Here is a 23514-nt window from a genome sequence, read left to right as displayed (position 1 = left end):
CCGCCAGGTGCATGGCCACCAGCGAGGACGAGCAGGCCGTGTCGACGGTGACCGCCGGGCCCTCCAGACCGTACGTGTAGGAGAGCCGGCCCGAGATGACGCTGGAGAGGTTGCCCGCGAGCAGGAACCCCTCGAACTCCTCCGGGGTGGAGGGCAGCCGGGACGCGTAGTCGTCGTACATGGCGCCCGTGAAGACGCCCGTGTTGCTGCCCCGGACGAGGGCCGGGTCGATGCCCGCGCTCTCGAAGGTCTCCCAGGCGGTCTCCAGCAGCAGCCGCTGCTGCGGGTCGGTGGCGGTCGCCTCGCGCGGCGAGATCCCGAAGAACTCGCGGTCGAAGAGGTCCGCCTCGTGCAGGAACCCGCCCTCCCGGACGTAGGAGGTGCCCGTCCGCTCGGGGTCCGGGTCGTAGAGGCCCTCCAGGTCCCAGCCGCGGTTGACGGGGAACCCGCTGACCGCGTCGACGCCGTCGGCGACCAGCCGCCACAGCCCCTCCGGGGAGGAGACCCCGCCGGGGAAGCGGCAGGCCATGCCGACGATCGCGATCGGCTCGTCCGGGGCGCCCCGGCGGCGGGCCTTGACGGCCGTGGCCGGAGCCCCGTCGGCGGAGACCCGCGAGAGCAGGTGGACGGCGAGCGCGCCCGGGGTCGGGTGGTCGAAGACGGCCGTCGCCGGGAGCCGCAGACCGGTGACGGAACCGAGCCGGTTGCGCAGGTCCACCCCGGCCATCGAGTCGAAGCCGATGTCGCTGAAGGCCCGTTCGGGGTCGATGGAGGTGGCGCCCGCGTGCCCGAGGACCGAGGCGACCGTGGCCCGTACGAGGTCCAGTACGGCGTCCTTGCGCTTCTCCTCGGGGAGCGCGGCGGTCTGCCGGGCCCAGCCCGAGTCGCCGCCCGTGCCCGGTCCGGCCTGCGCGGTGCGACGGGTCCGGGTGCGGACCAGCCCCCGGTACAGGGCGGGCACCACGGGGCCGCCACGGAACGGGGCCAGGTCCAGTGCCACCGGCACCAGCAGCGGCTCGGCCGTGGTCAGCGCCGTGTCGAACAGGGCCAGGCCCTGGTCCGGGGTGAGCGGGGTCATGCCCGCGCGGGCCCAGCGGGCCAGATCGGCGTCGGTGAGGGTGGCGCCCATGCCGTGGCTGCTGTCCCACAGGCCCCAGGCCAGCGCGGTCGCGGCCAGGCCGTGGGCGCGGCGGTGCGCGGCGAGCGCGTCGAGATAGGTGTTGGCCGCCGCGTAGTTGGCCTGCCCGGCGGTGCCGGTGATCCCCGAGACGGAGGAGAAGAGGACGAAGGCGGACAGGTCCAGGTCCTTCGTCAGTTCGTGCAGGTTCCAGGCCGCGTCCACCTTGGGCCGCAGGACGGCCGACAGCTGCTCCGCGGTGAGTGACCCGATGGTGGCGTCGTCCAGCACACCGGCCGTGTGCACCACGGCGGTGAGCGGGTGCGCGGGGTCCACGGAGGCCAGCAGCCCCGCCACCGCGTCCCGGTCGGCGGCGTCGGCCGCGACCACGCGCACCTCGGCGCCGAGGGCGGCCAGTTCCGCGGCCAGCTCGTCGGCGCCCGGGGTGGCCGGGCCCCGGCGGCTGCTGAGCAGCAGGTGCCGGACGCCGTGCCCGGTGACCAGGTGGCGGGCGAAGAGCGCGCCGAGGCCGCCGGTGCCGCCGGTGACCAGGACGGTGCCCTGCGGGCCGAGGACGGGCACCGCCGGGCTGTCGGCCCCGGCCGCGCGGGGGGCGCGGGCCGGCCGGGGGGCGCGGGCCAGTCTGGGGGCGTAGGGGGCGCCCGCGCGGATCGCGAGTTGCGGCTCGCCCGTGGCGAGGGCGGCGGCCAGCAGGCCGTCGTCCGCCCCGGCGTCGGTGTCGGTGTCGACGAGGACGAGCCGGTCGGGGTGCTCGGACTGCACCGAGCGGACCAGGCCCCAGAGCGGGGCGGCCGCCAGGTCGGTGACGTCCTCGCCGGGCAGCGCGGCCACCGCGCCGGAGGTGACGAGGACGAGCCGGGAGTCCGCGGCCCCCTCGTCGGCCAGCCACTCCTTGACCAGCGCCAGCGCCCGTACCGTCGCCAGGTGCACGCCCTCGGCGCCACCGTCCGGGGTACCGGTGTGGCGGACGAGGACGGTCGCGGCGCCGGAGGCGGCGGCGAGTTCCTCGCCGGGCCCGGCGACCTCGGTCCAGCCGGCCGCCGCCACGGCACCGGAGGCGTCTGCGCCGGTGAGGTCGGCGGTGACGGCGGCCCACTCCACGGCGTACAGCGCGTCGAAGGCGGCGTCCGGGGCCGTGACCAGCTGCTCCTTGGCGACCGGCCGCAGCGTCAGCGACTCGACCTCCGCGACGGGCGCGCCCGCCCCGTCCGCCAGCGTCAGCCGGTAACGGTCGGTCCCGGCCGGGGAGATGCGCACCCGCAGCTCGGCGGCGCCCGCCGCGTGCAGGACCGTCCCCGACCAGGCGAACGGCAGCCGGATGCGGTCGCTCTCGCCGGGCACGGCCGCGTCCAGCACCAGCGGGTGCAGGACCGCGTCGAAGAGCGCGGGGTGCACACCGAAGCGGGCGGCGCTCTCCCGGTGTTCCTCGTCGAGGCGCACCTCGGCGTAGACGTCCTCGCCGTCGCGCCAGACGGCCCGCAGGCCCTGGAAGGCGGGCCCGTAGGTGTAGCCGAGCGCGGCGAGCCGGTCGTAGACGCCGTCCAGCGGCTCGGCCACGGCGCCCTCGGGCGGCCACTCGGTGAGCGCGGCGTCCTCGGCGGGGGCCCCGGCGGGCGCCAGCGCGCCCGTCGCGTGCCGGGTCCACGGCCGGGACTGGTCCTCACCCGTGTCGGGGCGGGCGTGAACGGAGAACGGGCGGATGCCCGACGCGTCCGGGGCGCCCACCGCGATCTGCACGCGGACGGGTTCGCGCCCGGTCAGCGGCAGCGGCGCCTCCAGGGTCAGTTCCTCGACCCGGGCCGCCCCGAGGTGGTCACCGGCGGCGACGGCCAGCTCCAGGAAGGCCGTCGCGGGCACCAGCACCGTGGAGCCGATGGCGTGGTCGGCCAGCCACGGGTGGCCGCCCACCGAGATCCGGCTGGTGAACAGGGCGTCCTCACGGTCCGCGAACTCCACGGTGGTGGAGAGCAACGGATGGTCGGAGCCGTCCAGGCCCAGGCTTCGGGCGTCGGCGGGAGCGGCGGGCGAGAGCCAGTAGTGGGTGCGCCGGAAGGCGTACGTCGGCAGCCCGGCCGCCACCGCGCCGGGGAAGAACGTCCCCGCGTCCAGGGGCGCCCCGGCGGTGTGGGCGCGGGCCAGGCCCGCGCTGAACGTCTCGGTCTCCGGGCGGCCCGCGCGCAGCAGCGCCGCGGCCACGACCGGGACGGCCGACTCCTCCAGGGCGCCCTGCGCCAGCGCGGTCAGGACGGCGTCCGGGCCGACCTCCACGAAGACGGTCGCGCCCTGCGCGGCCAGCTCCCGGGTGGCGTCCAGGAACCGGACGGTGGCGCGGATCTGCTCCGCCCAGTAGTCGGGGGAGGTCAGCTCGGCGTCGGTGGCGAGCTGACCGGTGACGGTGGAGACCACCGGGACGGAGGGTGCGGAGAAGGTGACGCCCGCGGCGATCTGGCGGAACTCGCCGAGGATCTCCGCCATGTGCGGGGAGTGGAAGGCGTGCGAGACGGTCAGCCGCTTCGTCTTGCGGCCCCGCTCCCGCCACTGGCCGGCGATCTCCTCGGCGACGTCCTCGTCACCGGAGATCACCACGGAGTCCGGGCCGTTGACAGCGGCCACGGAGACCGCGTCCTCGCGCCCGGCGAGGGAGGCGGCGATCTCCGCCTCCGTGCCCTGCACGGCGATCATGGCGCCGCCGGAGCGGGCCGACTGCATCAGCCGGCCGCGCGCGGCCACCAGCAGCGCGGCGTCGTCCAGGGTCAGCACCCCGGCCGCGTGCGCGGCGGACAGCTCGCCGATGGAGTGCCCGGCCAGCAGGGACGGGACCACGCCGTGGTGCTCCAGCAGCCGGAAGAGGGCCACCTCCACGGCGAACAGGGCGGGCTGGGTGTAGGTCGTCTCGTCCAGCAGGGCGGCCTGCGCACTGCCCTCCCGCGCGAACAGCACCTCGCGCAGGGGCAGCTCCAGGCGCCCCTGGAACGCGGTGAACACCGCGTCGAGCGCGGCGGCGAAGACCGGGTGGGCCCCGTACAGCTCGCGGCCCATGCCGAGCCGCTGGGCGCCCTGGCCGGTGAAGAGGAACGCGGTGCGCCCGGCGTTCGCGGCGCTGCCGGTGACGACGGCGGGCGAGGCGGAGCCTGCGGCCAGCGCGTCGAGCCCGGCCAGGAACTCCGTACGGTCCCGCCCGAGGACGACGGCGCGGTGCTCGAAGACGGTACGGGTGGTGGCGAGCGCCAGCCCGATGTCCGCCGGGTCCGGGGCGTCCGGGGCGTCCGGGGCGCCTCGGCCGTCCTGGCCGTTCTGGCCGTCCGCGTACGTGCGCAGCCGTGCGGCCTGGGCGCGCAGCGCCTCCGGGTCGCGGGCCGACAGCAGCCAGGGGGCGGGCAGTCCGGGCAGCGCGGCGGGCGCGGGCGCGGCGGCCGGCGCGGGCCGGACGGCTTCGGGGGCCTGCTCGACGATGACGTGCGCGTTGGTGCCGCTGATGCCGAAGGAGGAGACGGCGGCGCGGCGCGGACGCCCGGTCTCGGGCCAGGCCCGTTCCTCGGTGAGCAGCTCGACGCTCCCCGCCGACCAGTCCACGTGCGCGGAGGGCTCGTCCACGTGCAGGGTCCGGGGCAGGACACCGTGCCGGATCGCCTCCACCATCTTGATGACCCCGCCGACGCCCGCGGCGGCCTGGGCGTGACCGATGTTGGACTTCAGCGAGCCCAGGAAGACCGGCGCCAGACCGGCGCGGTCGCTGCCGTAGGTGGCCATGACGGCCTCGGCCTCGATCGGGTCGCCGAGCTTGGTGCCGGTGCCGTGCGCCTCGACGGCGTCGACCTCCGAGGAGCGCAGCCCGGAATCGGCGAGCGCCTGGCGGATGACGCGCTGCTGGGCGGCGCCGCTGGGCGCGGTCAGCCCGTTGGTGGCGCCGTCCTGGTTGATGGCGGAACCACGCAGCACGGCGAGGACGGTGTGCCCGTTGCGTTCGGCGTCGGAGAGCCGCTCCACGAGGAGCAGGCCGACGCCCTCGGCCCAGCCGGTGCCGTCGGCGCCCGCCGCGAAGGACTTGCAGCGGCCGTCGGGCGCCAGGCCGCGCTGGCGGGAGAACTCCACGAACATGCCGGGGGAGGACATGACCGTCGCCCCGCCCGCCAGCGCCAGGCTGGTCTCGCCCGAGCGCAGCGAACGGATCGCCAGGTGCAGGGCGACGAGCGAGGAGGAACAGGCCGTGTCGGTGGTGACGGCCGGGCCCAGCAGCCCCAGCTGGTAGGCGATCCTGCCGGACATCACACTGGTGGTGGAGCCGGTCAGGACACTGCCCTGGACGCTCTCGGGGGCCTCGGACATCCGCGGCCCGTACTCCAGCGCGGTGGCGCCGACGAAGACACCGGTACGGGAGCCGTGCAGCGACTCCGGGCGGATGCCGGACCGCTCGACGGCCTCCCACGCGGTCTCCAGCAGCAGCCGCTGCTGCGGGTCCATGGCGAGCGCCTCGCGCGGGGAGATCCCGAAGAAGGCGGCGTCGAACTCGCCCGCGCCGTGCAGGAAACCACCGTGACGGACCGCGCTCTTGCCGGGCCGGTCGGGGTCGGCGTCGTACAGGTCCTCGTCCCAGCCACGGTCGACGGGGAACCCGGAGACGGCGTCACCGCCCTCCGCGACCAGTTTCCACAGCTCGTCCGGGGAGGAGATCCCGCCGGGGAAACGGCAGGCCATGCCGACGATCGCGATGGGCTCGTCGGCGTCGACGGGCCGGGCGAACTCCTCCGCCGCGTCGGCCGCGCCGACGAGCCGCGCCTCCACGAAGGCGGTCAGCGCCTTCGGGGTCGGGTGGTCGAAGAGGAGACTGCCGGGCAGCCGCAGCCCGGTGGCCTCGGCCAGGGCCTTGCGCAGCTCGGTGGTCATCATCGAGCTGAACCCGAGCTGCTGGAAGGGGGTGCGCTGCTCCAGCGCCTCGCCCGCGCCGTACTCCAGGATCGCGGTGATGTGCGAGGTCACCAGCTCCGCGACGGCACGGCTCCGCTCGGCCCCGGGGAGCCGCGCGAGCCGCTCGCCCAGCTCACCGCGCGGCGCCGGGGCGACGGCGGCCTCCCCGTCCGCGCCGCCGGGGGCCAGGGCCGGGGCGGCCTTGCGGGCGGCGGCGTCGAACCAGTACCGGCGGCGCTGGAAGGCGTACGTGGGCAGCGCGGCGCGGTGCGCGCCGGTCCCGGCGTAGAACAGGTCCCACCGGACCCCGGCACCCCGGACGAAGGCGGTGGCGACGGCGGTGAGGAGCGACTGCGCCTCGGGCCGGCCCGCGCGCAGCGCCGGGACGCCCTCGGCCAGGGCGCTCAGGACGGCGTCGGGGCCGATCTCCAGGAAGGTGGTGGCGCCGAGTTCCCCGAGGGCGGTGACGGCGTCGGCGAACCGGACGGCGCCCCGGACCTGGTCGGTCCAGTAGCAGGGGGTGCGCAGGTCGTCCCCGTCGGCGAGCGCACCGGTGAGGGTGGAGACCACCGGGATCTGCGGCTCGTTGTAGGTCAGTTCCTTGGCGACCTTGTGGAACTCCTTGAGCATTCCGTCCATGTGGGGGGAGTGGAAGGCGTGGGAGACGGTGAGGCGCTTGGTCTTGCGGCCCTGGGTCTTGAACCGCTCGGCGATCTCCTGGGCGGCGTCCTCGTCGCCGGAGACGACCACCGAGTTCGGGCCGTTGACGGCGGCGATGGAGAGCCGTTCCCCCAGTTCTTCGAGGAGGGGGAGGAGTTCGGTTTCGGTGGCCTGGAGGGCGATCATGGCGCCGCCGGTGGGCAGTGCCTGCATGAGGCGTGCGCGGGCCGCGACGAGGGTGGCGGCGTCTTTCAGTGACAGGATTCCGGAGATGTGGGCGGCGGTGAGTTCGCCGATGGAGTGCCCGGCGAGGTAGTCGGGGGTGATGCCCCAGGATTCGACGAGGCGGTAGAGGGCGACCTCGACGGCGAAGAGGGCGGGCTGGGTGTTGCCGGTGTCGTCCAGACCTTCACCGGAGGCGATGACCTCACGGATCGGCCGGTCGAGATGCTGGTCGAGTTCGGCGGCGACGGCGTCGAAGGCTTCGGCGTAGGCGGGGAAGGCGGCGTACAGCTCCTCGCCCATGCCCGTGCGCTGCGCGCCCTGCCCGGTGAAGAGGAACGCGGTCGCGCCCGGGGCGGGTTCGCCGCGGACCACGCCCGCGCCCGGCCGGCCCTCGGCCAGCGCCCGCAGGCCCTCCAGCAGCGCCGCGCCGTCCGCGCCGGTCACCACCGCGCGGTGGTCGAAGACCGTACGGGTCGTCGCCAGCGAGAAACCGGTGTCCAGCGGCCCCGGCGCGCCCTCGGCCGCGACGAAGGCGGCCAGGCGTCCGGCCTGCCCGCGCAGCGCCTCCTCGGAGCGGGCGGAGAGCACCCAGGGCAGCGCGGCGGGCACGACGGCCCCGCCGTCCGCCTGCCCGTCGTCCACGGGTGCGTCGTTCACGGATGTGTCGTTCACGGGCGCGGCCACGGTGGTGGGCGCCTCGGTGACCACGACGTGGGCGTTGGTGCCGCCCATGCCGAAGGAGGAGACACCGGCGACGAGCGTGCGGTCCGGGTGGGGCCAGGCCGAGTGATCGCGCTGGACGGCGAGCCCCAGCTCGGCGAGGGGGATGGCCGGGTTCGGGGTCGCGTAGTTGAGGCTGGCGGGCAGCTCGCGGTGGACGAGGCCGAGGAGCGTCTTGATCAGCCCGGCGATGCCCGCCGCGCCCTCCAGGTGCCCGATGTTCGTCTTGACCGAGCCCACCCGCAGGGGATCGCCGGCCGGCCGGTCCGCGCCCAGCGCGGCGCCGAGCGCCGCCGCCTCGACCGGGTCGCCGACGGGCGTCCCCGTGCCGTGCAGTTCGACGTACTGCACCTGCTCGGCGGGGCCCAGCGCGGCCCGCTCGTGGGCCAGGCGCACCACCTGCTCCTGCGCCGCCGCACTGGGCACGGTCAGGCCCGCGGTGGTCCCGTCGTTGTTGACCGCGCTGCCCCGGATCACGCCGTAGACGCGGTCGCCGTCGGCGAGCGCCGCGGCGAGCGGCTTCAGGACGAGGACCCCGCCGCCCTCACCGGGCACGAACCCGTTGGCGCGGGCGTCGAAGGTGTAGGAGACGCCGTCGGGGGAGAGGGCGCCGAAACGCTCCTCCGTGGTGGCGTTCTCGGTCAGCAGGTTCAGGTTCACCCCGGCCGCGAGGGCGGTCGTCGACTCCCCGCTGCGCAGGCTCTCGCAGGCCAGGTGGACGGCGACGAGCGAGGAGGACTGGGCGGAGTCCACGGTCAGGCTGGGGCCGCGCAGACCCAGGTGGTAGGAGACGCGGTTGGCGATGACCCCGCGGCTCACCCCGGCCATGGTGTGCTGGGTGATGGCCTCGGTGCCGTACTGGTAGAGCAGGCTGGTCCAGTCGTCGCGCAGGGCGCCGACGAAGACCGCCGTCCGGCTGCCGCGCAGCGACGCGGGCACGATCCCGGCGTCCTCCAGCGCCTCCCAGGCCAGCTCCAGGACCAGCCGCTGCTGCGGGTCCATCGACCCCGCCTCGCGCGGGGAGATCCCGAAGAAGCGGGCGTCGAAGAGGTCCACCCCGTCCAGGAACGCCCCGCGCCCCGGGCCCGCGGCGCCGTCCCCTTCCCCGGCCCTTTCCCCGGCCGGTCCCCCGGTCGTGTCCCCGGCGCCCTCGGCCGGTACGCCCCAACGGCCCGGCGGCACCTCGGTGACGGCACTCGACCCGTTCCGCAGGAGCTCCCAGAAGGCAGCCGGGCTCCCGGCTCCAGGGAGCCGGCAGGACAGCCCCACGACAGCGATCTGCTCCACCTTCTCGGCGTGCGCCCCGGCTGCTACAGGATTGTTCTCACTGGTCACCACGCTCGGCTGCCCTTTCCTGGATCTACTGCGCCCTGGATTCACTGCTGGATTCACTGATCGGTTCACTGCGCCTGGATCTACTGCGCCCTTGATGTGTTGCACCTGGACGTGCTGTGCCTGGATTCGTCGGGGCCATGCGAAATCTGAGAAATCTACTCCTCAACAGGCTAGTAAAAACGGGTTCACCAACAGTCATGGTCTGGTAACTACCCCTGCGGGAACCGCTGATGACCGGGGCGTTGCCGCACAGTGAGCGCCCGGTGGAACACCTGCGGATACGGTTTGTGCGGGCTCACGCGATTCAATCCAAACCCTTTGTTCTGCGGGGCTCGTGGTGCGCTGGAGTGACGTACGAATTCAAGGAGAGCTGATCGCTGTGAGTGCTGCATCTTCCCAGGGGGCCACCCCCGAATCCGCCGGAAAAGCACGCGGAGGTCGTGCGGTCGTGCTCGGCGGGAGCATGGCGGGGCTCTTCTCCGCCCGCGTCCTCTCCGAGACGTTCGCGGAGGTCGTCGTCGTCGACCGCGACGAGCTGACCGGCCCGGGCGATCTCCGGCGCGGCCTGCCGCAGGGGCACCACCTGCACGGGCTGCTCTCCCGCGGCCAGCAGATCACCGAGGAGTACTTCCCGGGCATCACCGAGGACATGAAGGCCGCCGGCGCGCAGCTCGGCGACGTCGCCGGTGACGTCCGCTGGATCATCAACGGCAAGCGGCTCCAGAAGGTCGACTCGGGGCTGTTCGCCCTCACCTCCAGCCGCCCCTTCCTGGAGCGCCACGTCCGCGACCGCGTCCTCGCCCTCCCCGAGGTCTCCTTCCTGGAGCAGGCCGACATCCTGCGCCTGACCACCACCGAGGACAGCCGCGAGGTCACCGGGGTCGTCGTCCGCCGCCAGGGCGGCGCCGAGGCGACCGTCACGGCCGACCTGGTCGTGGACGCCACCGGCCGCGGCTCGCGCACCTCCGTCTGGCTCCAGCAGTTCGGCTTCGCCGCCGTCGAGGAGGAGAAGCACAAGATCGGCCTCGGCTACACCACCCGCTACTACCGGGTCCCGGAGGAGGCGTTCGAGGGCAACATCTCCATCAACACCGTGGCCTCCGCGGGCATACCGCGCGGCGCGATCTGCCAGAAGGTCGACGGCGACCGGTCGATCGTCACCGCGTACGGCATCCTCGGCGACCACCCGGCCACCACCCCCGACGGCTTCCTCGGCTTCATCAAGTCCCTCGCCGCGCCCGACATCTACGAGGTGCTCCAGGTCTCGGAGCCGCTGGACGAGCCGGTCGCGTACAAGTTCCCGACCAACCTGCGCCGCCACTACCAGCGCATGACCGACTTCCCGGCCGGGCTGCTCGTCATCGGCGACGCCGTGTGCAGCTTCAACCCGAGCTACGCCCAGGGCATGACCGTCGCGGCGCTCGGCTCGCTCGTCCTGCGCCGGCACACCGCCGACGGCCGCCGCCCCGACCCGGTCGCCTACTTCAAGGACCTCGCCGCCGACGCCGTCGACGGCTGCTGGGAGATGGCGGTCGGCGCCGACCTCAGCTTCCCCGAGGTCGAGGGCGAGCGCACCGAGGAGGTCCAGCAGGCGCACGCCTTCATCGCGCAGGTGCAGGAGGCCGCCTCGCGCGACGCCGCCGTGTCCCGCGCGTACTCCAGGGTGATCGGCCTCGTCGATCCCCCGGCGGTCCTGCACGGCCCGCAGATCGAGGCCGCCATCGCGGCGGCTCAGGAGTAGGACATGCAGATCACCCTGGGCGACCTGGTCTTCGACGTCGACGTGGCCGGACCGGCCGACGGCGAGCCGGTCCTGCTGCTCCACGGCTTCCCGCACAACAAGGAGTCCTGGACGGAGACCGCGCCCCTGCTGCACCGGGCCGGGCTCCGCACGATCGCCCCCGACCAGCGGGGCTACTCCGACGGCGCCCGCCCGCGCGAGGTGGACGCGTACCGGCTGGAACACCTCGCCGCCGACGCGCTCGGCGTCCTGGACGCCCTGGACGTCACCACCGCCCATGTCGTCGGCCACGACTGGGGCGCCGCGGTGGCCTGGTACCTGGCCGCCCGCCACCCCGGGCGGGTCCGCAGCCTGACCGCCCTGGCCATCCCCCACCTCGACGCCTACCAGCACGCCTACCGCGTGGACGAGGAGCAGCAGCACAGCTCCGCGTACGTGGAGTTCCTCGTCTCCGAGGGCGCCGCGGACCACTTCCTGGCCGACGCCGGCGCCGCACTCCACGCCTGGTTCACCCAGGCCGGCGAGGGGGTGCTGACCGACGCCCAGATCGCCCGGTACGTCGCCACGCACACCCGGCCGGGCGTCCTGGACGCCGCCCTGAACTGGTACCGGGCCAACAACCTGCTCGGCGAGGACCTCGGCTTCGGCCCGGTCCCCGTCCCGACGACCTTCGTCTACAGCCGGGCCGACACGGCCGTCAGCGAACTCGCCGTCGCCACGACCCGCGAGCACGTCACCGGGCCCTACCGCCTGGTGACGCTGGAGAAGACCTCGCACTGGCAGCCCCAGCAGGACCCGGACACGGTCGCCGCCGAGATCCTGCGGCGGGTCCGCCCGCTCTCCTGACACACCAACAGAACATTGATGAAGGGATAACCATGTCTTCGACCCCCGCACCCGCGGTGTCGTTGCGTGCCGGGCCGCGAGAGTGGTTCGGACTGCTCGTCCTGCTGCTGCCGGTGACGCTGATGACGGCCGACCTGGGCGTGCTGTGGCTGGCCACCCCGTACGTGACCGCCGACCTGCTGCCCACCAGCTCGCAGCTGCTGTGGACCACCGACATCTACGGCTTCCTCACCTGCGGGTTCCTCGTGGTCATGGGGACCCTGGGCGACCGCATCGGCCGCCGCAGGCTGCTGATCTTCGGCTCCGTCGGCGTGATCGGCGCCTCGCTGCTCGCCGCGTACTCGACCAGCCCCGAGATGCTGATCACGGCGCGCGCCCTGCTCGGCATCGCCGGGGCCGCGGTGCTCCCGTCGACGCTCTCGCTGATCATCCACATGTTCACCGACGCGCGGCAGCGGGCCACCGCCATCGCCACCTGGGTCACCGCCCTGTCGGTCGGCATCGCCATCGGCCCCGTCATCGGCGGTGTGCTGCTGGAGGTCTGGTGGTGGGGCTCGGTCTTCCTGATGGGCGTCCCCGTCATGCTGGTCCCGCTGCTGGCCGCGCCGTTCCTGCTGCCCGAGTACAAGGACCCGAAGGCGGGTCGCATCGACCTCGCGAGCGTGGTGCTCTTCCTGGCGGCGATCCTGCCGCTCGTCTACGCGGTCAAGAAGTTCGCGGAGCACGGCCTGAGCCTGGGCAACGTGGTCGCGCTGCTGCTCGGTGTCCTGTTCACCGTGCTGTTCGTGCGCAGGCAGAACTCCCTGGAGACGCCGCTGCTCGACATGCGGCTCTTCCGCAACCGCGTCTTCACGGGCGCGCTGCTGACCCTGCTGTTCGGCATGATGGCGCTCAACGGCGTCGAGTACCTCGTCCCGCAGTACCTGCTGGTCGCCGGTGAGCTGAGCCCGCTGGCCGCCGGTGTGTGGCTGCTGCCCGGAGCCGTCGGCCTGATCCTGGGCTCGCAGCTCACCCCGGTCTTCGCCAAGCGCATCCGTCCCGCGTACGTCATCACCGCGGGCCTGGTGATCACGCTGGCCGGGTTCTGGCTGACCGGCATCGCCGGGTCCGACAAGGACGGCATCGCGCCGGCCGCGCTGGGCCTCGCCGTGATCATGTTCGGCATCGCGCCGATCAGCGTCCTGGGCACCTCCATCGCCACCGGTGCCGCGCCGCCGGAGAAGGCCGGTTCCGCCGCCGCCACCGGGCAGACCGCCTACGACCTCGGACTCGCCCTGGGCATCGCGGTGACGGGCTCCGTCGCCGTCGCCGTCTACCGCGGCGAGGTCTCCGACAACGCCCCGGCCGGCATCCCGGCCGAGGCCGCCGCAGCCGCCCAGGACACCGTCGGCGGCGCCACCGACGCCGCCGCCTCGCTGCCGGCCGACGTCGGTGCGCAACTGGTGACCGTCGCGCGCGACGCGTTCACCTCGGGGTTCCAGGCCACCGCCTGGGTCAGCGCCGGCCTCGCCGTCCTGACCGGCATCATCGTCCTCACCCTGCTCCGCAAGATCCCCGTCATCGGGGCCCCGGCGGAGGCACCGGCCGAGGCACCCGTCGAGCCGCCCGTCACGGCCGCGTCCGCGGAGGCGCCGTCCGGGGCGGGCGCCGCGCCGGAGCCGCCCGCGGGGGCCGGGGGCGCCACGGGCGGGGCGCGCGCGGAGTCCGTCACCAGCGCGGCGAGGAGCTGACATGGCGACCGCGACCCGACCGACAGCGACCCGGCCGACCACGGCGGCGACGGAGCTCGCCGAGCCGTTCCTGCTGGGGGTGCTGGCCTCCGGCGGCCTGGACGTCGAGTACGTGCGGGCCGAGGGCAACACCCTCTACCGGCGCGGCGAGGACGGCGAGGAGATCCCGGTCCTCGACTACGTCGGCGGCTACGGATCGACGATGCTCGGGCACAACAACCCGCAGATCAACGCCTACGCCAAGGAGCTGCTGGACGGTGGGACCCCCGTCCACGCGCAGTTCTCCCGCCACCCGTACGCCAATGAGCTGGCCGAGGCCCTCAACCGGATCGTCCGGCGCGAGCGCGGCGACGAGGAGTCGTACTACGCGATCTTCGCCAACAGCGGGGCGGAGGCCGTCGAGGCCGCCATCAAGCACGCCGAACTCGACCGGGGCCTGCGGCTCGCGGCGCTCCGCGAGGAGATCGCCGTCCATGTCGAGGAGGTCCGCGCCCAGGTCGTGGCCGGGGCCGCCACGGTCCCGGCCGGGGTCGGCGACTCCATCGAGGAGCTCGTCACCGAGATCCTCGACCGCAACGCGACGCAGGCCGCCCGCCCGCCGCTGTTCCTCGTCCCCGAGGGCGGCTTCCACGGCAAGCTCGCCGGCAGCGTCCAGCTCACCCACAACGAGGGCTACCGGCTCCCGTTCAAGGCGCTGGCCGCGCAGTCCCGGTTCGTCCCGCGCGACCGGCCCGGGGCGCTGCGCAAGATCATCGACGAGGAGCGGGCCCAGCTGCTCGACCTCGTGGTCGAGGGCGGCCAGGTGCAGGTGGTGGAACGGGACTTCCCGCTCTTCGCCGCCTTCGTGCTGGAGCCCATCCTCGGCGAGGGCGGCATCCACGAGCTGACCCGGGAGTTCGCGGCGGAGATCCAGGAGGTCTGCGCGCAGAGCGGTGTCCCGGTCGTGGTGGACGAGATCCAGAGCGGCATGGGCCGGACCGGGGACTTCCTCGCCGCCACCGCGCTCGGGCTGCGCGGCGACTACTACACCCTGGCCAAGAGCCTCGGCGGGGGCATCGCCAAGACCGCGGTGATGCTCGTGCGCAAGCCGCTCTACCACGGGCAGTTCGAGCTGGCGCACAGCTCCACCTTCGCCAAGGACAGCTTCTCCTGCCTCATCGCCCTCAAGGTGCTGGAGCTGATGGAGGCCGACGACGGCGAGGTCTACCGGCAGGCCGCCGAGCGCGGGGAGAAGCTCCTCGCGATGCTCCGCTCGGTACGGGCCGACTTCCCCGGCACGGTCAAGGAGGTGCGCGGGCGGGGGCTGATGGCGGGTCTGGAGTTCCACGACCAGTCGGACGCCGACGCCGAGCCGCTCCGGCAGGTCGCCCGGAGCGGGTTCTTCGGCTACTTCGTGGCCGGGCACATCCTGCGGGCCCACCGGGTCCGTACGTTCCCGACCTCCAGCGCGGTGAACACGCTGCGGTTCGAGCCGTCGGTCCACCTGACGGACGAGGAGATCGACCGGCTGGAGGCGGCGCTGCGGGACGTGTGCGCGATCATCCGTGACACGGACGGCCAGAGCCTGGCGCCGATCGCCTAGACCGCACCACCGAAAACCAGACCGGACGCGCTGTTTGAGGGGCCGATCTTCCCCTCGATCGGTCAAGGAATCACCCCACCGTGTGGCGGCCTCTCCCGTCGTCGCCACACCGCCAGAGGGCCCGGGACTCCCCCTCCCGGGCCCTCTGGCCTTTGCTTTTACGGAAGATGACACCCTCCTCGACCCGCTGTCGAGCCCGCGGTGTCCATCATCTGGATGGCAGACCAAAGAAGACTTTTGACAAACCGGAGTGTTGGTTTGTAATCTTCCGATCGAGTAGGCATGCCGTACGCAGCCGAAGGACCGGGGGAGTTATGCGCTTTCGGATGTTGGGTCCACTGGAAGTGATGGCCGCTGAGCAGCCGGTACCGCTCGGAGGGACCAAACCGCGGGCGACACTGGGATACCTGCTGTTGCAGGCCAACCAGGTCGTCCCCACGAGTCAGCTGCTCGCCGCGCTCTGGAGCGCGGACAACGCGCCGGTGACGGCGCGCAAGATCCTCCAGAACGCCGTCTGGGGACTGCGCGGGACACTGAACCAGTTCGGCGCCGGGGCCGACGGCGCCCCGGCCGAACTCGTCACCCGGGCGCCCGGCTACATGATCCGCGTCGATCCCGACCACGTGGACCTGCACCTCTTCCGCCAGCGGGTCCGCCAGGGGCGGGCCCAACTGGCCGGCGGCGCCCCGCACGAGGCCGTCCGGCTGCTGTGCGAGGCACTGGAACTGTGGCGGGGCCCGGTCCTGTCGGACCTGGTCGAGACCGGCACGATGTGGCCCGAGCTGACCGCCGTGCAGAACACCCGGCTGGACGTCCTGGAGGACTACTTCGAGGCGAAGCTCCAGTGCGGGGAGCACTACGCCGTCCTGGGCGAGCTGGAGACGACCGTGGAGGCCGAGCCGCTGCGCGAACGCTCCTCGGGGCAGCTGATGCTCGCCCTGTACCGGTGCGGACGGCAGGCGGACGCGCTCAGCGTCTACAACCGCATCCGGGCCACGCTGGTCGAGGACCTCGGACTGGAGCCCGGACACGAACTGCGCAGGCTCCAGCAGGCGATACTCGCCCACGACCCGGCCCTGAACCTGGCCCCCGCCGCGGTGGTCCTCGGCGGCCCGGTCCCGGTCGGCGTGCCCGGCGGCCAGGTCCGCCGGCGCGAGGACCGGCGCCGGGTACTGGCCGCCGTCCCCACCCACCCGCAGGGCTTCCAGAGCGTCGAACGGCCCCCGGCCCCGGCCCGGTCCGCGCCCGTGCGCAGGCCGTCCGCGCCGGGCCCGGTGGTCACCGAACGCCAGCGCATCAGCGTGCTCCTCGTCCAGACCCGGATCGCCCCGGAACCGCCCGGCGCCGCACCCGACTTCATGGACGAGATGTTCGAGAGCGTCAACGCCATCGCCCGCAAGCGGATCGAACGGTTCGGCGGAGTCGCCGTCACCTCGATCGGCGCGGTCTCCCTCGGCCTGTTCCGGGCCGGCGGGGAGGAGAGCACCGCGGTCCGCGCGGTCCACGCGGCGGCGGCGATCCGCGACCGCCTCACCGACCCGGCCGCCGAGGCCGGGCTGAGCCTCTCCCCCTGGCGCGGGCTGACCCTGCACGCCTCCGTGGCGACCGGTCAGGCACTCGTCCGTTTCCGGCCGGACGACCCCTCCGTCCCGCCGTCCGTCAACGGCGCGCTCCTGGACACCTGCCAGTGCCTGCTGGCGCTCTCGACGGCCGGGGAGATCCAGATCTGCGACGCCACCCGGGAGGCGATCGAATCAGCCGTCGCGCCCGGCCTGATGGCTGGTTCCCCCCTCAGCGGGCCGGCCCTCGGCATGCTCAGCGAGCGCGGTCCCGCCGCAGGTGTATGGGCCGTCTGACACTTCTTCACGCTTTCTCACGAGTTTTCCCGAGCCGATTTCCCCTTCACAAGTGGAATTGGTGTCCGATTACTTGTGGCCGATAATCTTCGGTCTCACCGGAGCGGACAGCCATGAATTCCACCTCGCCTCCAGGGGTGCGCGACGTGGTGTCGAGTTTCCGTACTCGCAGATGATTCCCGTGGAGGTACAAGGAAATGACCGGAGTTTCCCGCCGGCGGTTCATGAAACACACTGCGGTCGCCGGCGGCGCGGCCCTGGCGCTGCCCGCGATGGGCGGCTGGGCGGGCGAAGCGTTCGCCGCGGAGCCGCCCGCCGCCGCGTCCGTGGCCGGGCCCAACCTGGTCACCGTGGGACCGACCGACCCCCGGTACGCGCCGCTGGTCGCGTGTGCCAACGGCCGCTGGACCGGTACACCGGCCTACGTGCTGGTCGCGAGCACGGTCGACCAGGTGGTCCAGGCCGTGCAGGAGACCCTGAACAACGGGCTCCGGTTCGCCGTGCGCAGCGGCGGCCACTGCTACGAGGACTTCACCACCAACTCGGGCGTCCGCGTCCTCATCGACATCTCCGCCATGACCGGGATCTCGTACGACAGCGCCCGCCGCGCCATCGCGGTCGACGCCGGCGCCCAGCTCGGCAACGTGTACCAGACCCTCTACAACACCTGGGGCGTCACCATCCCCGGCGGCACCTGCCCGACGGTCTCGGTCGGCGGCCACATACCCGGCGGTGGCTACGGTCCGCTGGCCCGCTCCCACGGCCTCACCGTCGACCACCTGTACGCCATCGAGATCGTCCACGTGGACAGCACCGGCACCGCCTGCAAGGTCGTCGCCACCCGCGATGCCAGCGACCCCCACCGCGAACTGTGGTGGGCCCACACCGGAGCGGGCGGCGGCAACTACGGCATCGTCACCCGCTACTGGTTCCGCACCCCGGGCGCCACCGGCAACGACCCGGCCTTCCTGCTTCCCAAGGCACCCACGTCGCTGGTCGTCTCCGAGGTCACCTTCTCGTGGACCGGCATGACCGAGCCGGCCTTCACCCAGCTGCTGTACAACTTCACCGCGTGGCACCAGGCCAACACCTCCGCGACCTCCCCCCACGCCAAGCTCTTCAGCGCCATCAAGCCGCGCCACCGCGCGGCCGGCGAGTTCCTGATGAGCACACAGCTCGACGCGTCCGTGCCGAACGCCGACGCGGTCATGGACGCCTACCTCGCCGCCATCGTCGCGGGCACCGGCCTGACGTACCGCGTCGACGTCCGCAAGCACGTCGACTGGCTCTACAACGTCCTGAACTGGCCGGGCCTGGGCGGCCCCGGCTTCGAGAACAAGGGCCGCTTCAAGGCCAAGTCCTCCTACCTGCGCAAGACCATGCCGGTGGCGCAGATCAAGGAGTTCTACAAGCACCTGACGCGCACCGACTACACCAACGGCGCGGCCCTCGTCGAGATCGCCGGTTACGGCGCCACGACCAACCTGCCCTCCTCGCACGCCACCGCCACCGCGCAGCGCGACTCCATCATCAAGATGCTCTTCGTCAACCTGTGGGCGACCCCCGCGGAGGACGCGGTCAACCTGGCCTGGATTCGCGAGTTCTACCGCGACGTCCACGCCGCGACCGGTGGCGTGCCGCGCCCGGGAGTCATCAACGACGGCGCCTTCATCAACTACGCCGACTCCGACCTCGCCGACCCCGCGCTGAACACCTCGGGCACCCCGTGGTCCACCCTGTACTTCAAGGACGGCTACCACCGCCTCCAGTCCGCGAAGGCGCTCTGGGACCCGCTGAACGTGTTCCGCCACGCCCTGTCGGTCCGCGTCTGACCGCCTGGCCGCCTGGCCGTCCGGCCGTCCGATCACCTGGCCGCCTGGCCGTCCGACCGGTTCCCCGCCGCGGTGACGGCGGAACGACCCGCCCGGCCCGCGCACGCGAGTGCGGGGCCGGGCGGGTCGTTCCGTCATCGGGCGGCGGTGGCCCGGTGGTCCTCACCGGGGGGGCTGCCCGCCGTCTCACTGCTCGCCGAGGACCATCCACTTCTCCGGCGTCTCCATCGGCGCGAACCCCACCTTCGCGTAGACCGCGTGCGCGTCCGCGGTCGCCAGCAGCACCCGCCGCAGCCCGTACGGGGCGAGGTGGTCGCCGACCGCGCCGGCCAGGGCGGTGCCCAGGCCCTTGCCGCGCGCGGCGCGGTCCACGTAGACGTCGCAGAGCCACGCGAAGGTCGCCCGGTCGGTGACCACCCGGGCATAGCCGGCCTGGACCCCGGAGGCGCGGTCGTAGAGCCCGAAGTTGAGGGAGTGCGCGATGGCCAGGTCCTGCTTCTCCCGGGACCGCCCGAGCGCCCAGTACGCGTCCTGCGACAGCCACCGGTGGATCAGCGCGCGATCCAGACGCTCGGGATCGGTGGATATCTCATGCCCGGCCAGAAGATCCTTTTCCATCCCCGCATCCAACCAGCCACCCCGGACCCGGACCACCGAACACCCCGTGCCGACGGGCCGGCCGCGCTGCGACCGGGACCGCCCTACCGCGGTCCGGGCCAGGCGGCCTCGGTCTCGGTCGGCTGACCGTAGCCCGACCGGGTGATCTGCCTTGCGTTCCGCAGCCTCCCCCGTCCCGGGCCGTAGAACGTGGTGACACGGGAATCGGGGACCGTCATCAGAAGAAGGATGTGGAAGCGGCACTGAAACGCGCGGAGCGGGCGGGCCTGAAGGTGACGCACGACAAGAACCGCCATCGGTGGGGCTGGGTCATCTGCTGTCCCTGCAACGATGCCCATGTGGTGTTCTGCACTTCCCAGAACGCAGGAACAGAGGCGAACAAGATTTACTCCTCATCAAAAGGCACTGTGGGCACGCGTGATTGGTACTTCACCCTGCATCTTCAGGAGAAACTGACACCGGAGCAGGCAGACACGCTTGACGGGCTCGACCGCTTCTGTGACGGGCGCATCAGCCGTGTGGAGAGTCCGGGGCGCACGAGGTTCAGTTGCCTCTTCGGAGCTGAAACCCTGACGGAGGCGATCACGGAGGCGCTGGGCCTGTTCGAGGATTTCCCAGGGGTCCTGGTGCGCAGCGTGGAACTGGATTGGATCGCCCTGGATGAGAACGGCATGGCGACCCCGGCTGTGGTCCCCGCGCCGCCTCCGGTGGAGGCGGAATCCGCAGCGTTGTGACACAGCGGACGGCCCCGCCCCCTCAAGGTCCGTAGGGAGCGGGGCCGTTCTGTGTTCGCTACAGGCCGCCGGACCGGGCGAACGTGACCAGCCCGGCAAACGCCTGGGGGCTGACCGTCAAGACCGGGCCGTCAGTCCGCTCGCTGTCCCGGACGGGCACGACACCGTATGCAGATGCGTGGGCCGGGGCCCACGCAACACAGTTGCTTCCGTCGGGGTCGCTGTAGCTGGACTTCACCCAGGTGTGCGGGTGAGGGGTGCTGGTCATCGTGCGTACTGCTCAAGAAGGGTACGGATGCGGCTGATTGCGTCGTCGTGGCCAGGCGCTTCAGCCGTAGCCGATCGTAAGTCTCCATGGCGGCAGTCGTGATCTTGGGTGCGTCTTGCGGCCGGCCACCTTGCGGACCCGCCGCATGAAGAGCGGCAAGCCCTTAGGGGAGCCCGGCCGACAGGGTGATCGCCGTGGCGGGGCACAGGCCGACGGCCCTGCGCACCGCGTCCCGTGTTTCCGCGGGCGGCTCGGGGCGCAGCACGATCACCTTGCCGTCGTCCTGACGCTGGTCGAACACCTCGTCGACCGTCAGCACGCACATTCCGGAGCCGATGCAGCGCTCGGCGTCCGCCGTGATCCTCACCGGTCACACGTCCCAGGTGACCGGGAGGCTCTTCACCCCGTAGACGTCCGCGGTCTCCGGGCGCAGTACGACCTCCTCGGCCGGTACGGCCAGGCGCAGGGTGGGGAAGCGGTCGACCAGCGCGGTGAGCGCGACCCGCATTTCGATGCGGGCCAGTTGCTGGCCCAGGCACTGGTGGATGCCGTGGCCGAAGGCGAGGTGCCCGCCGTCCTGCCGGTGGAGGTCGAGCGCGTGGGGGTCGGTGAAACGCTCGGGGTCGCGGTTGGCGGTGTTGTAGGACAGGACGACCGTCGTACCGGCCTCGATGGTCCGGCCGCCCAGCTCGACGTCCTCCAGCGCCGTCCTCATGAGCGTCTTGACGACGCTCAGATACCGCAGCAGCTCCTCCACGGCCCGGTCGGCGAGCGCGGGACCGGCGCGCAGCGCGGCCAGCTGCGCCGGGTTGCGCAGCAGCGCGAAGGTGCCCAGCGCCAGCATGTTCGCGGTGGTGTCGAGCCCGGCCGCCAGCAGGATCAGAGCGACCCCCCTCAGCTCCTCGTCGGTCAGGTCGCTGTCGGCGAGTTCGCTGAGCACGTCGTCGGTGGGGTTCGCGCGCTTGGCGGCCACCAGCTCCGCGAGGTAGTGCTGGGTCGCGGTGTAGGCCGCCATCAGCTCCTCGTCACTGGTCGCCCCGCCCATGAACGCCTCGATCTGCTCCTGGAAGGAGCCCCGGTCCTCGTACGGCACCCCCAGCAGCTCGCAGATGACGATGGTGGGGATGGGCTTGGCGAACGCGGTCACCAGGTCCGCCGACGGCCCGGCCTGCTCCATGGCGTCCAGGCAGTCGGCGGTGATCTGCTCGACGCGCTCGGTGAGCAGGCGCATCCGCCGCACGGTGAACTTGCCCACCAGCGGTTTCCGGTAACGCCCGTGCTGCGGCTCGTCCATGAGGAGGAACTCGCCGGGCGGCGCCGGAGGGAGCTGGAAGTCGACCACGTTCATCAGCTCTCTGCGCGAGCTGAACCGCGGGTCGGCCAGGACCGACCTGACCAGGTCGTATCCGGTGATCAGCCAGCCGGGTTTCCCGCCCGGGTGGGTGTAGTGGCTGAGGGGGCCGTGCCGGCGGGCGTCGATCAGCTCCGCCGGCGGGTCGAAGGGGCAGCCGGGCGGGCGCGCCGTCGGCAGTGTCGTGACGGTGTGGAGTAATTCACCCATGGCCATTCCTCATCTCGCGATATGACGTGTTTGATGCAGTTCGAAAGCTACGTTGCGTTCATGATTCATGTCAATCTCCCGAAATGAATATGCCCAGGTCGGATAGGTTAAATTGATGCAATGGCGCTGGGCTCGAATGCAACGGCGCATTGCAATGAATGACGGCGAAGGCAATACTGACGACATGCCAGGAGGACGGTTGACCCAGCAGGACCGCCAGCGCATCGCGGCCGGACTCACCGACGGGCTCCCCTACGCGGAGATCGCCAGACGCCTCGACCGGCCGACCTCGACGATCAGCCGGGAGGTCGCACGCAACGGTGGCCCCCGCGCCTACCGGCCCCAGCAGGCGCACCAGGCGACGGTCCAGCGGGCACGGCGCGGCACACCGGCGCCCCCGCGCGCGGCCGGAGTGCCGGGCGGCACGAGGGAAGAGGAGATCGTCGAGCTGGCGGTCAGGTCGGGGATGCCGAGGATCAGGGGCTTGAGGAACATCCATGTCAGAACGTGCGCTAAGCCTGCGTCGGCCCTGGTGGGCAGCTGACGGAGTGTTGGCGGCGGGAGCTGTCTGAAATCTTCCCGCAGATAACGCCCTATTATCTGCGGGACGGCTGACCGCGACCTGCGGGAACGGCCGCCAAGCCGTACGCGTAGCGGCCCCGTTATCTGCGGCAAGGGGGAAAGCGATGCCCACTGTTGTGCAACTGCCAGCTGGGAAGGCGCTGACCGTCCGCGCGGCGGCCGACGTCTTCCTCGACTCGCTCGGCAACCCGAACACGGTCCGCAACTACGGGATCGGGGTGGGCAAGACCGCCGAGCGGCTCGGTGAGGGCCGGCCGCTGGCGTCCGTCGCGGACGACGAGATCGGCGAGGCCCTGGAATTGTTGTGGGGCAGTTCTGCGGTGAACACCTGGAACGCCCGGCGTGCGTCGGTGCTCTCGTGGCTGGGCTGGTGCGATGAGCGCGGGTACGACGGCCCGGCGGTTCCGGCTTGGGCGAAGCGGCTCACCCCGCCGGACTCCGAAACCCCGGCCCGCTCGAAGATGGCGATCGACCGGCTGATCGCGCGGCGCGAGGTGCACCTGCGGGAGAAGACGCTGTGGCGGATGCTCTACGAGACCACTGCCCGCGCGGAGGAGGTCCTGGGCGTCAACATCGAGGAACTGGACCTCGCCGGGCGCCGGGCCCCGGTGAAGGCCAAGGGTGCTCGTCCCCGTACGCGTCGCCGCGGCGCCGTCCGCGCGGACTTCGTGCTGGAGACGGTCTACTGGGACGCGGGTACCGCCCGGCTGCTGCCCCGCCTCCTCAAGGGCCGTACTCGCGGCCCGGTGTTCGTCACCCACCGCAAGCCCGGTCCCGGCAAGGTAGTCAGCCCGCGCGATATGTGCCCGGACACCGGGCTCGCCCGCCTCTCCTACGGGCAGGCTCGGATGCTGTTGGACGAACACACGACCCTGGGCGGCAAGCCGGGCACGGGCTGGGATCTGCATGAGTGGCGCCACTCCGGCCTGACCCACCTCGGCGAGGGCGGGGCGAGCCTGCTCATGCTGATGGCGAAGTCCCGGCACAAGAAGGCGGAGAACGTGCGGAAGTACTTCCACCCCTCGCCCGAGGCGATCGCCGAAGTCACCAGCCTGCTCGCGCCGGGCGATCGCCGACGCTGACCGCGTCTCCGGCCTTTGCGGCAGTCAAACCGACCTGCATCGACTGGACATGGGCCCCGTTGAAGGGCCGGGTTCACTCTCGCGCAGGTCTGAAGCGAA

13 protein-coding genes and 2 pseudogenes are annotated in these 23514 nt (G+C 72.5%); 10 read left to right on the top strand and 5 right to left on the bottom strand.

Annotated features, from left to right (window positions below):
• On the bottom strand, positions 1-8986 hold an 8986-nt coding region (locus tag ACIA5F_RS28585; protein ID WP_399357908.1), incomplete at its 3' end, for a type I polyketide synthase.
• A gap of 376 nt (positions 8987-9362) precedes the next feature.
• Between ACIA5F_RS28585 and ACIA5F_RS28580 the strand changes: the two genes are divergently transcribed.
• The 6 genes from ACIA5F_RS28580 to ACIA5F_RS28555 all read left to right on the top strand — a co-directional run bounded on the left by ACIA5F_RS28580 (position 9363) and on the right by ACIA5F_RS28555 (position 18570).
• Positions 9363-10724, top strand: coding sequence for an FAD-dependent oxidoreductase (locus ACIA5F_RS28580; RefSeq protein ID WP_399357906.1), 1362 nt, complete (start codon positions 9363-9365; stop codon positions 10722-10724).
• A 3-nt stretch (positions 10725-10727) separates the two neighbouring features.
• A complete protein-coding gene (locus ACIA5F_RS28575) occupies positions 10728-11570 on the top strand; it encodes an alpha/beta fold hydrolase (protein ID WP_399357904.1) in 843 nt (280 codons plus the stop codon).
• Positions 11571-11602: 32 nt separating this feature from the next.
• Positions 11603-13300 (top strand): MFS transporter, encoded by a 1698-nt coding sequence (locus ACIA5F_RS28570; protein WP_399357902.1) that lies wholly within the window; start codon positions 11603-11605, stop codon positions 13298-13300.
• A gap of 1 nt (position 13301) precedes the next feature.
• Entirely contained in the window at positions 13302-14882 is a 1581-nt protein-coding gene (locus ACIA5F_RS28565; RefSeq protein WP_399357900.1) for an aspartate aminotransferase family protein, read from the top strand.
• Between the two features lie 347 nt (positions 14883-15229).
• Complete coding sequence (locus ACIA5F_RS28560) at positions 15230-16738, top strand: BTAD domain-containing putative transcriptional regulator (RefSeq protein ID WP_399357898.1); 1509 nt, start codon at positions 15230-15232, stop codon at positions 16736-16738.
• A 197-nt stretch (positions 16739-16935) separates the two neighbouring features.
• Positions 16936-18570 (top strand): FAD-binding oxidoreductase, encoded by a 1635-nt coding sequence (locus tag ACIA5F_RS28555; protein WP_399357896.1) that lies wholly within the window; start codon positions 16936-16938, stop codon positions 18568-18570.
• Positions 18571-18756: 186 nt separating this feature from the next.
• Here the strand turns inward: ACIA5F_RS28555 and ACIA5F_RS28550 are convergent, their stop codons facing one another.
• Positions 18757-19188 carry a GNAT family N-acetyltransferase gene (locus ACIA5F_RS28550; protein WP_399357894.1) on the bottom strand — a complete coding sequence of 144 codons (432 nt, stop codon included), beginning with the start codon at positions 19186-19188 and terminating at the stop codon, positions 18757-18759.
• Positions 19189-19334: 146 nt separating this feature from the next.
• On the opposite strand from ACIA5F_RS28550, the pseudogene ACIA5F_RS28545 reads away from it, so the two are divergent.
• Together ACIA5F_RS28545 and ACIA5F_RS28540 are read left to right on the top strand one after the other, a co-directional pair.
• Positions 19335-19609, top strand: a pseudogene (locus tag ACIA5F_RS28545) (hypothetical protein).
• Positions 19596-19922, top strand: a complete 327-nt coding sequence (locus ACIA5F_RS28540) for a hypothetical protein (protein WP_399357892.1) — start codon at positions 19596-19598, stop codon at positions 19920-19922. The pseudogene ACIA5F_RS28545 and the gene ACIA5F_RS28540 overlap by 14 nt, the downstream one beginning before the upstream one ends.
• A 58-nt stretch (positions 19923-19980) precedes the next feature.
• Here ACIA5F_RS28540 and ACIA5F_RS28535 read toward each other — a convergent pair whose 3' ends face one another.
• The 3 genes from ACIA5F_RS28535 to ACIA5F_RS28525 form a co-directional block, all read right to left on the bottom strand.
• Complete coding sequence (locus ACIA5F_RS28535) at positions 19981-20190, bottom strand: DUF397 domain-containing protein (RefSeq protein WP_399357890.1); 210 nt, start codon at positions 20188-20190, stop codon at positions 19981-19983.
• Between the two features lie 163 nt (positions 20191-20353).
• A complete protein-coding gene (locus ACIA5F_RS28530) occupies positions 20354-20557 on the bottom strand; it encodes a ferredoxin (RefSeq protein ID WP_399357888.1) in 204 nt (67 codons plus the stop codon).
• Positions 20558-20560: 3 nt separating this feature from the next.
• Positions 20561-21751, bottom strand: coding sequence for a cytochrome P450 (locus ACIA5F_RS28525; protein ID WP_399357886.1), 1191 nt, complete (start codon positions 21749-21751; stop codon positions 20561-20563).
• 184 nt (positions 21752-21935) lie between these two features.
• On the opposite strand from ACIA5F_RS28525, the pseudogene ACIA5F_RS28520 reads away from it, so the two are divergent.
• Positions 21936-22253 (top strand): annotated as a pseudogene (locus ACIA5F_RS28520) (helix-turn-helix domain-containing protein); the annotation flags it as partial.
• Positions 22254-22437: 184 nt separating this feature from the next.
• A complete protein-coding gene (locus ACIA5F_RS28515; RefSeq protein WP_399357884.1) occupies positions 22438-23415 on the top strand; it encodes a tyrosine-type recombinase/integrase in 978 nt (325 codons plus the stop codon).
• Positions 23416-23514 lie beyond the last annotated feature (99 nt).

Origin of the sequence: Streptomyces sp. NPDC051567, assembly GCF_044454165.1 — a bacterium.
Taxonomy (GTDB): Bacteria; Actinomycetota; Actinomycetes; order Streptomycetales; family Streptomycetaceae; genus Streptomyces.
This window is presented reverse-complemented; position numbering and strand designations above follow the sequence as displayed.

Excerpts from the sequence above, each read along its gene's own strand:
- ACIA5F_RS28555 (WP_399357896.1), top strand. The coding sequence starts at position 16,936 with ATGACCGGAGTTTCCCGCCGGCGGTTCATGAAACACACTGCGGTCGCC.
- ACIA5F_RS28550 (WP_399357894.1), bottom strand. The coding sequence starts at position 19,188 with ATGGAAAAGGATCTTCTGGCCGGGCATGAGATATCCACCGATCCCGAG.
- ACIA5F_RS28565 (WP_399357900.1), top strand. The coding sequence starts at position 13,302 with ATGGCGACCGCGACCCGACCGACAGCGACCCGGCCGACCACGGCGGCG.
- ACIA5F_RS28535 (WP_399357890.1), bottom strand. The coding sequence starts at position 20,190 with ATGACCAGCACCCCTCACCCGCACACCTGGGTGAAGTCCAGCTACAGC.
- ACIA5F_RS28575 (WP_399357904.1), top strand. The coding sequence starts at position 10,728 with ATGCAGATCACCCTGGGCGACCTGGTCTTCGACGTCGACGTGGCCGGA.
- ACIA5F_RS28515 (WP_399357884.1), top strand. The coding sequence starts at position 22,438 with ATGCCCACTGTTGTGCAACTGCCAGCTGGGAAGGCGCTGACCGTCCGC.
- ACIA5F_RS28560 (WP_399357898.1), top strand. The coding sequence starts at position 15,230 with ATGGCCGCTGAGCAGCCGGTACCGCTCGGAGGGACCAAACCGCGGGCG.
- ACIA5F_RS28570 (WP_399357902.1), top strand. The coding sequence starts at position 11,603 with ATGTCTTCGACCCCCGCACCCGCGGTGTCGTTGCGTGCCGGGCCGCGA.
- ACIA5F_RS28525 (WP_399357886.1), bottom strand. The coding sequence starts at position 21,751 with ATGGGTGAATTACTCCACACCGTCACGACACTGCCGACGGCGCGCCCG.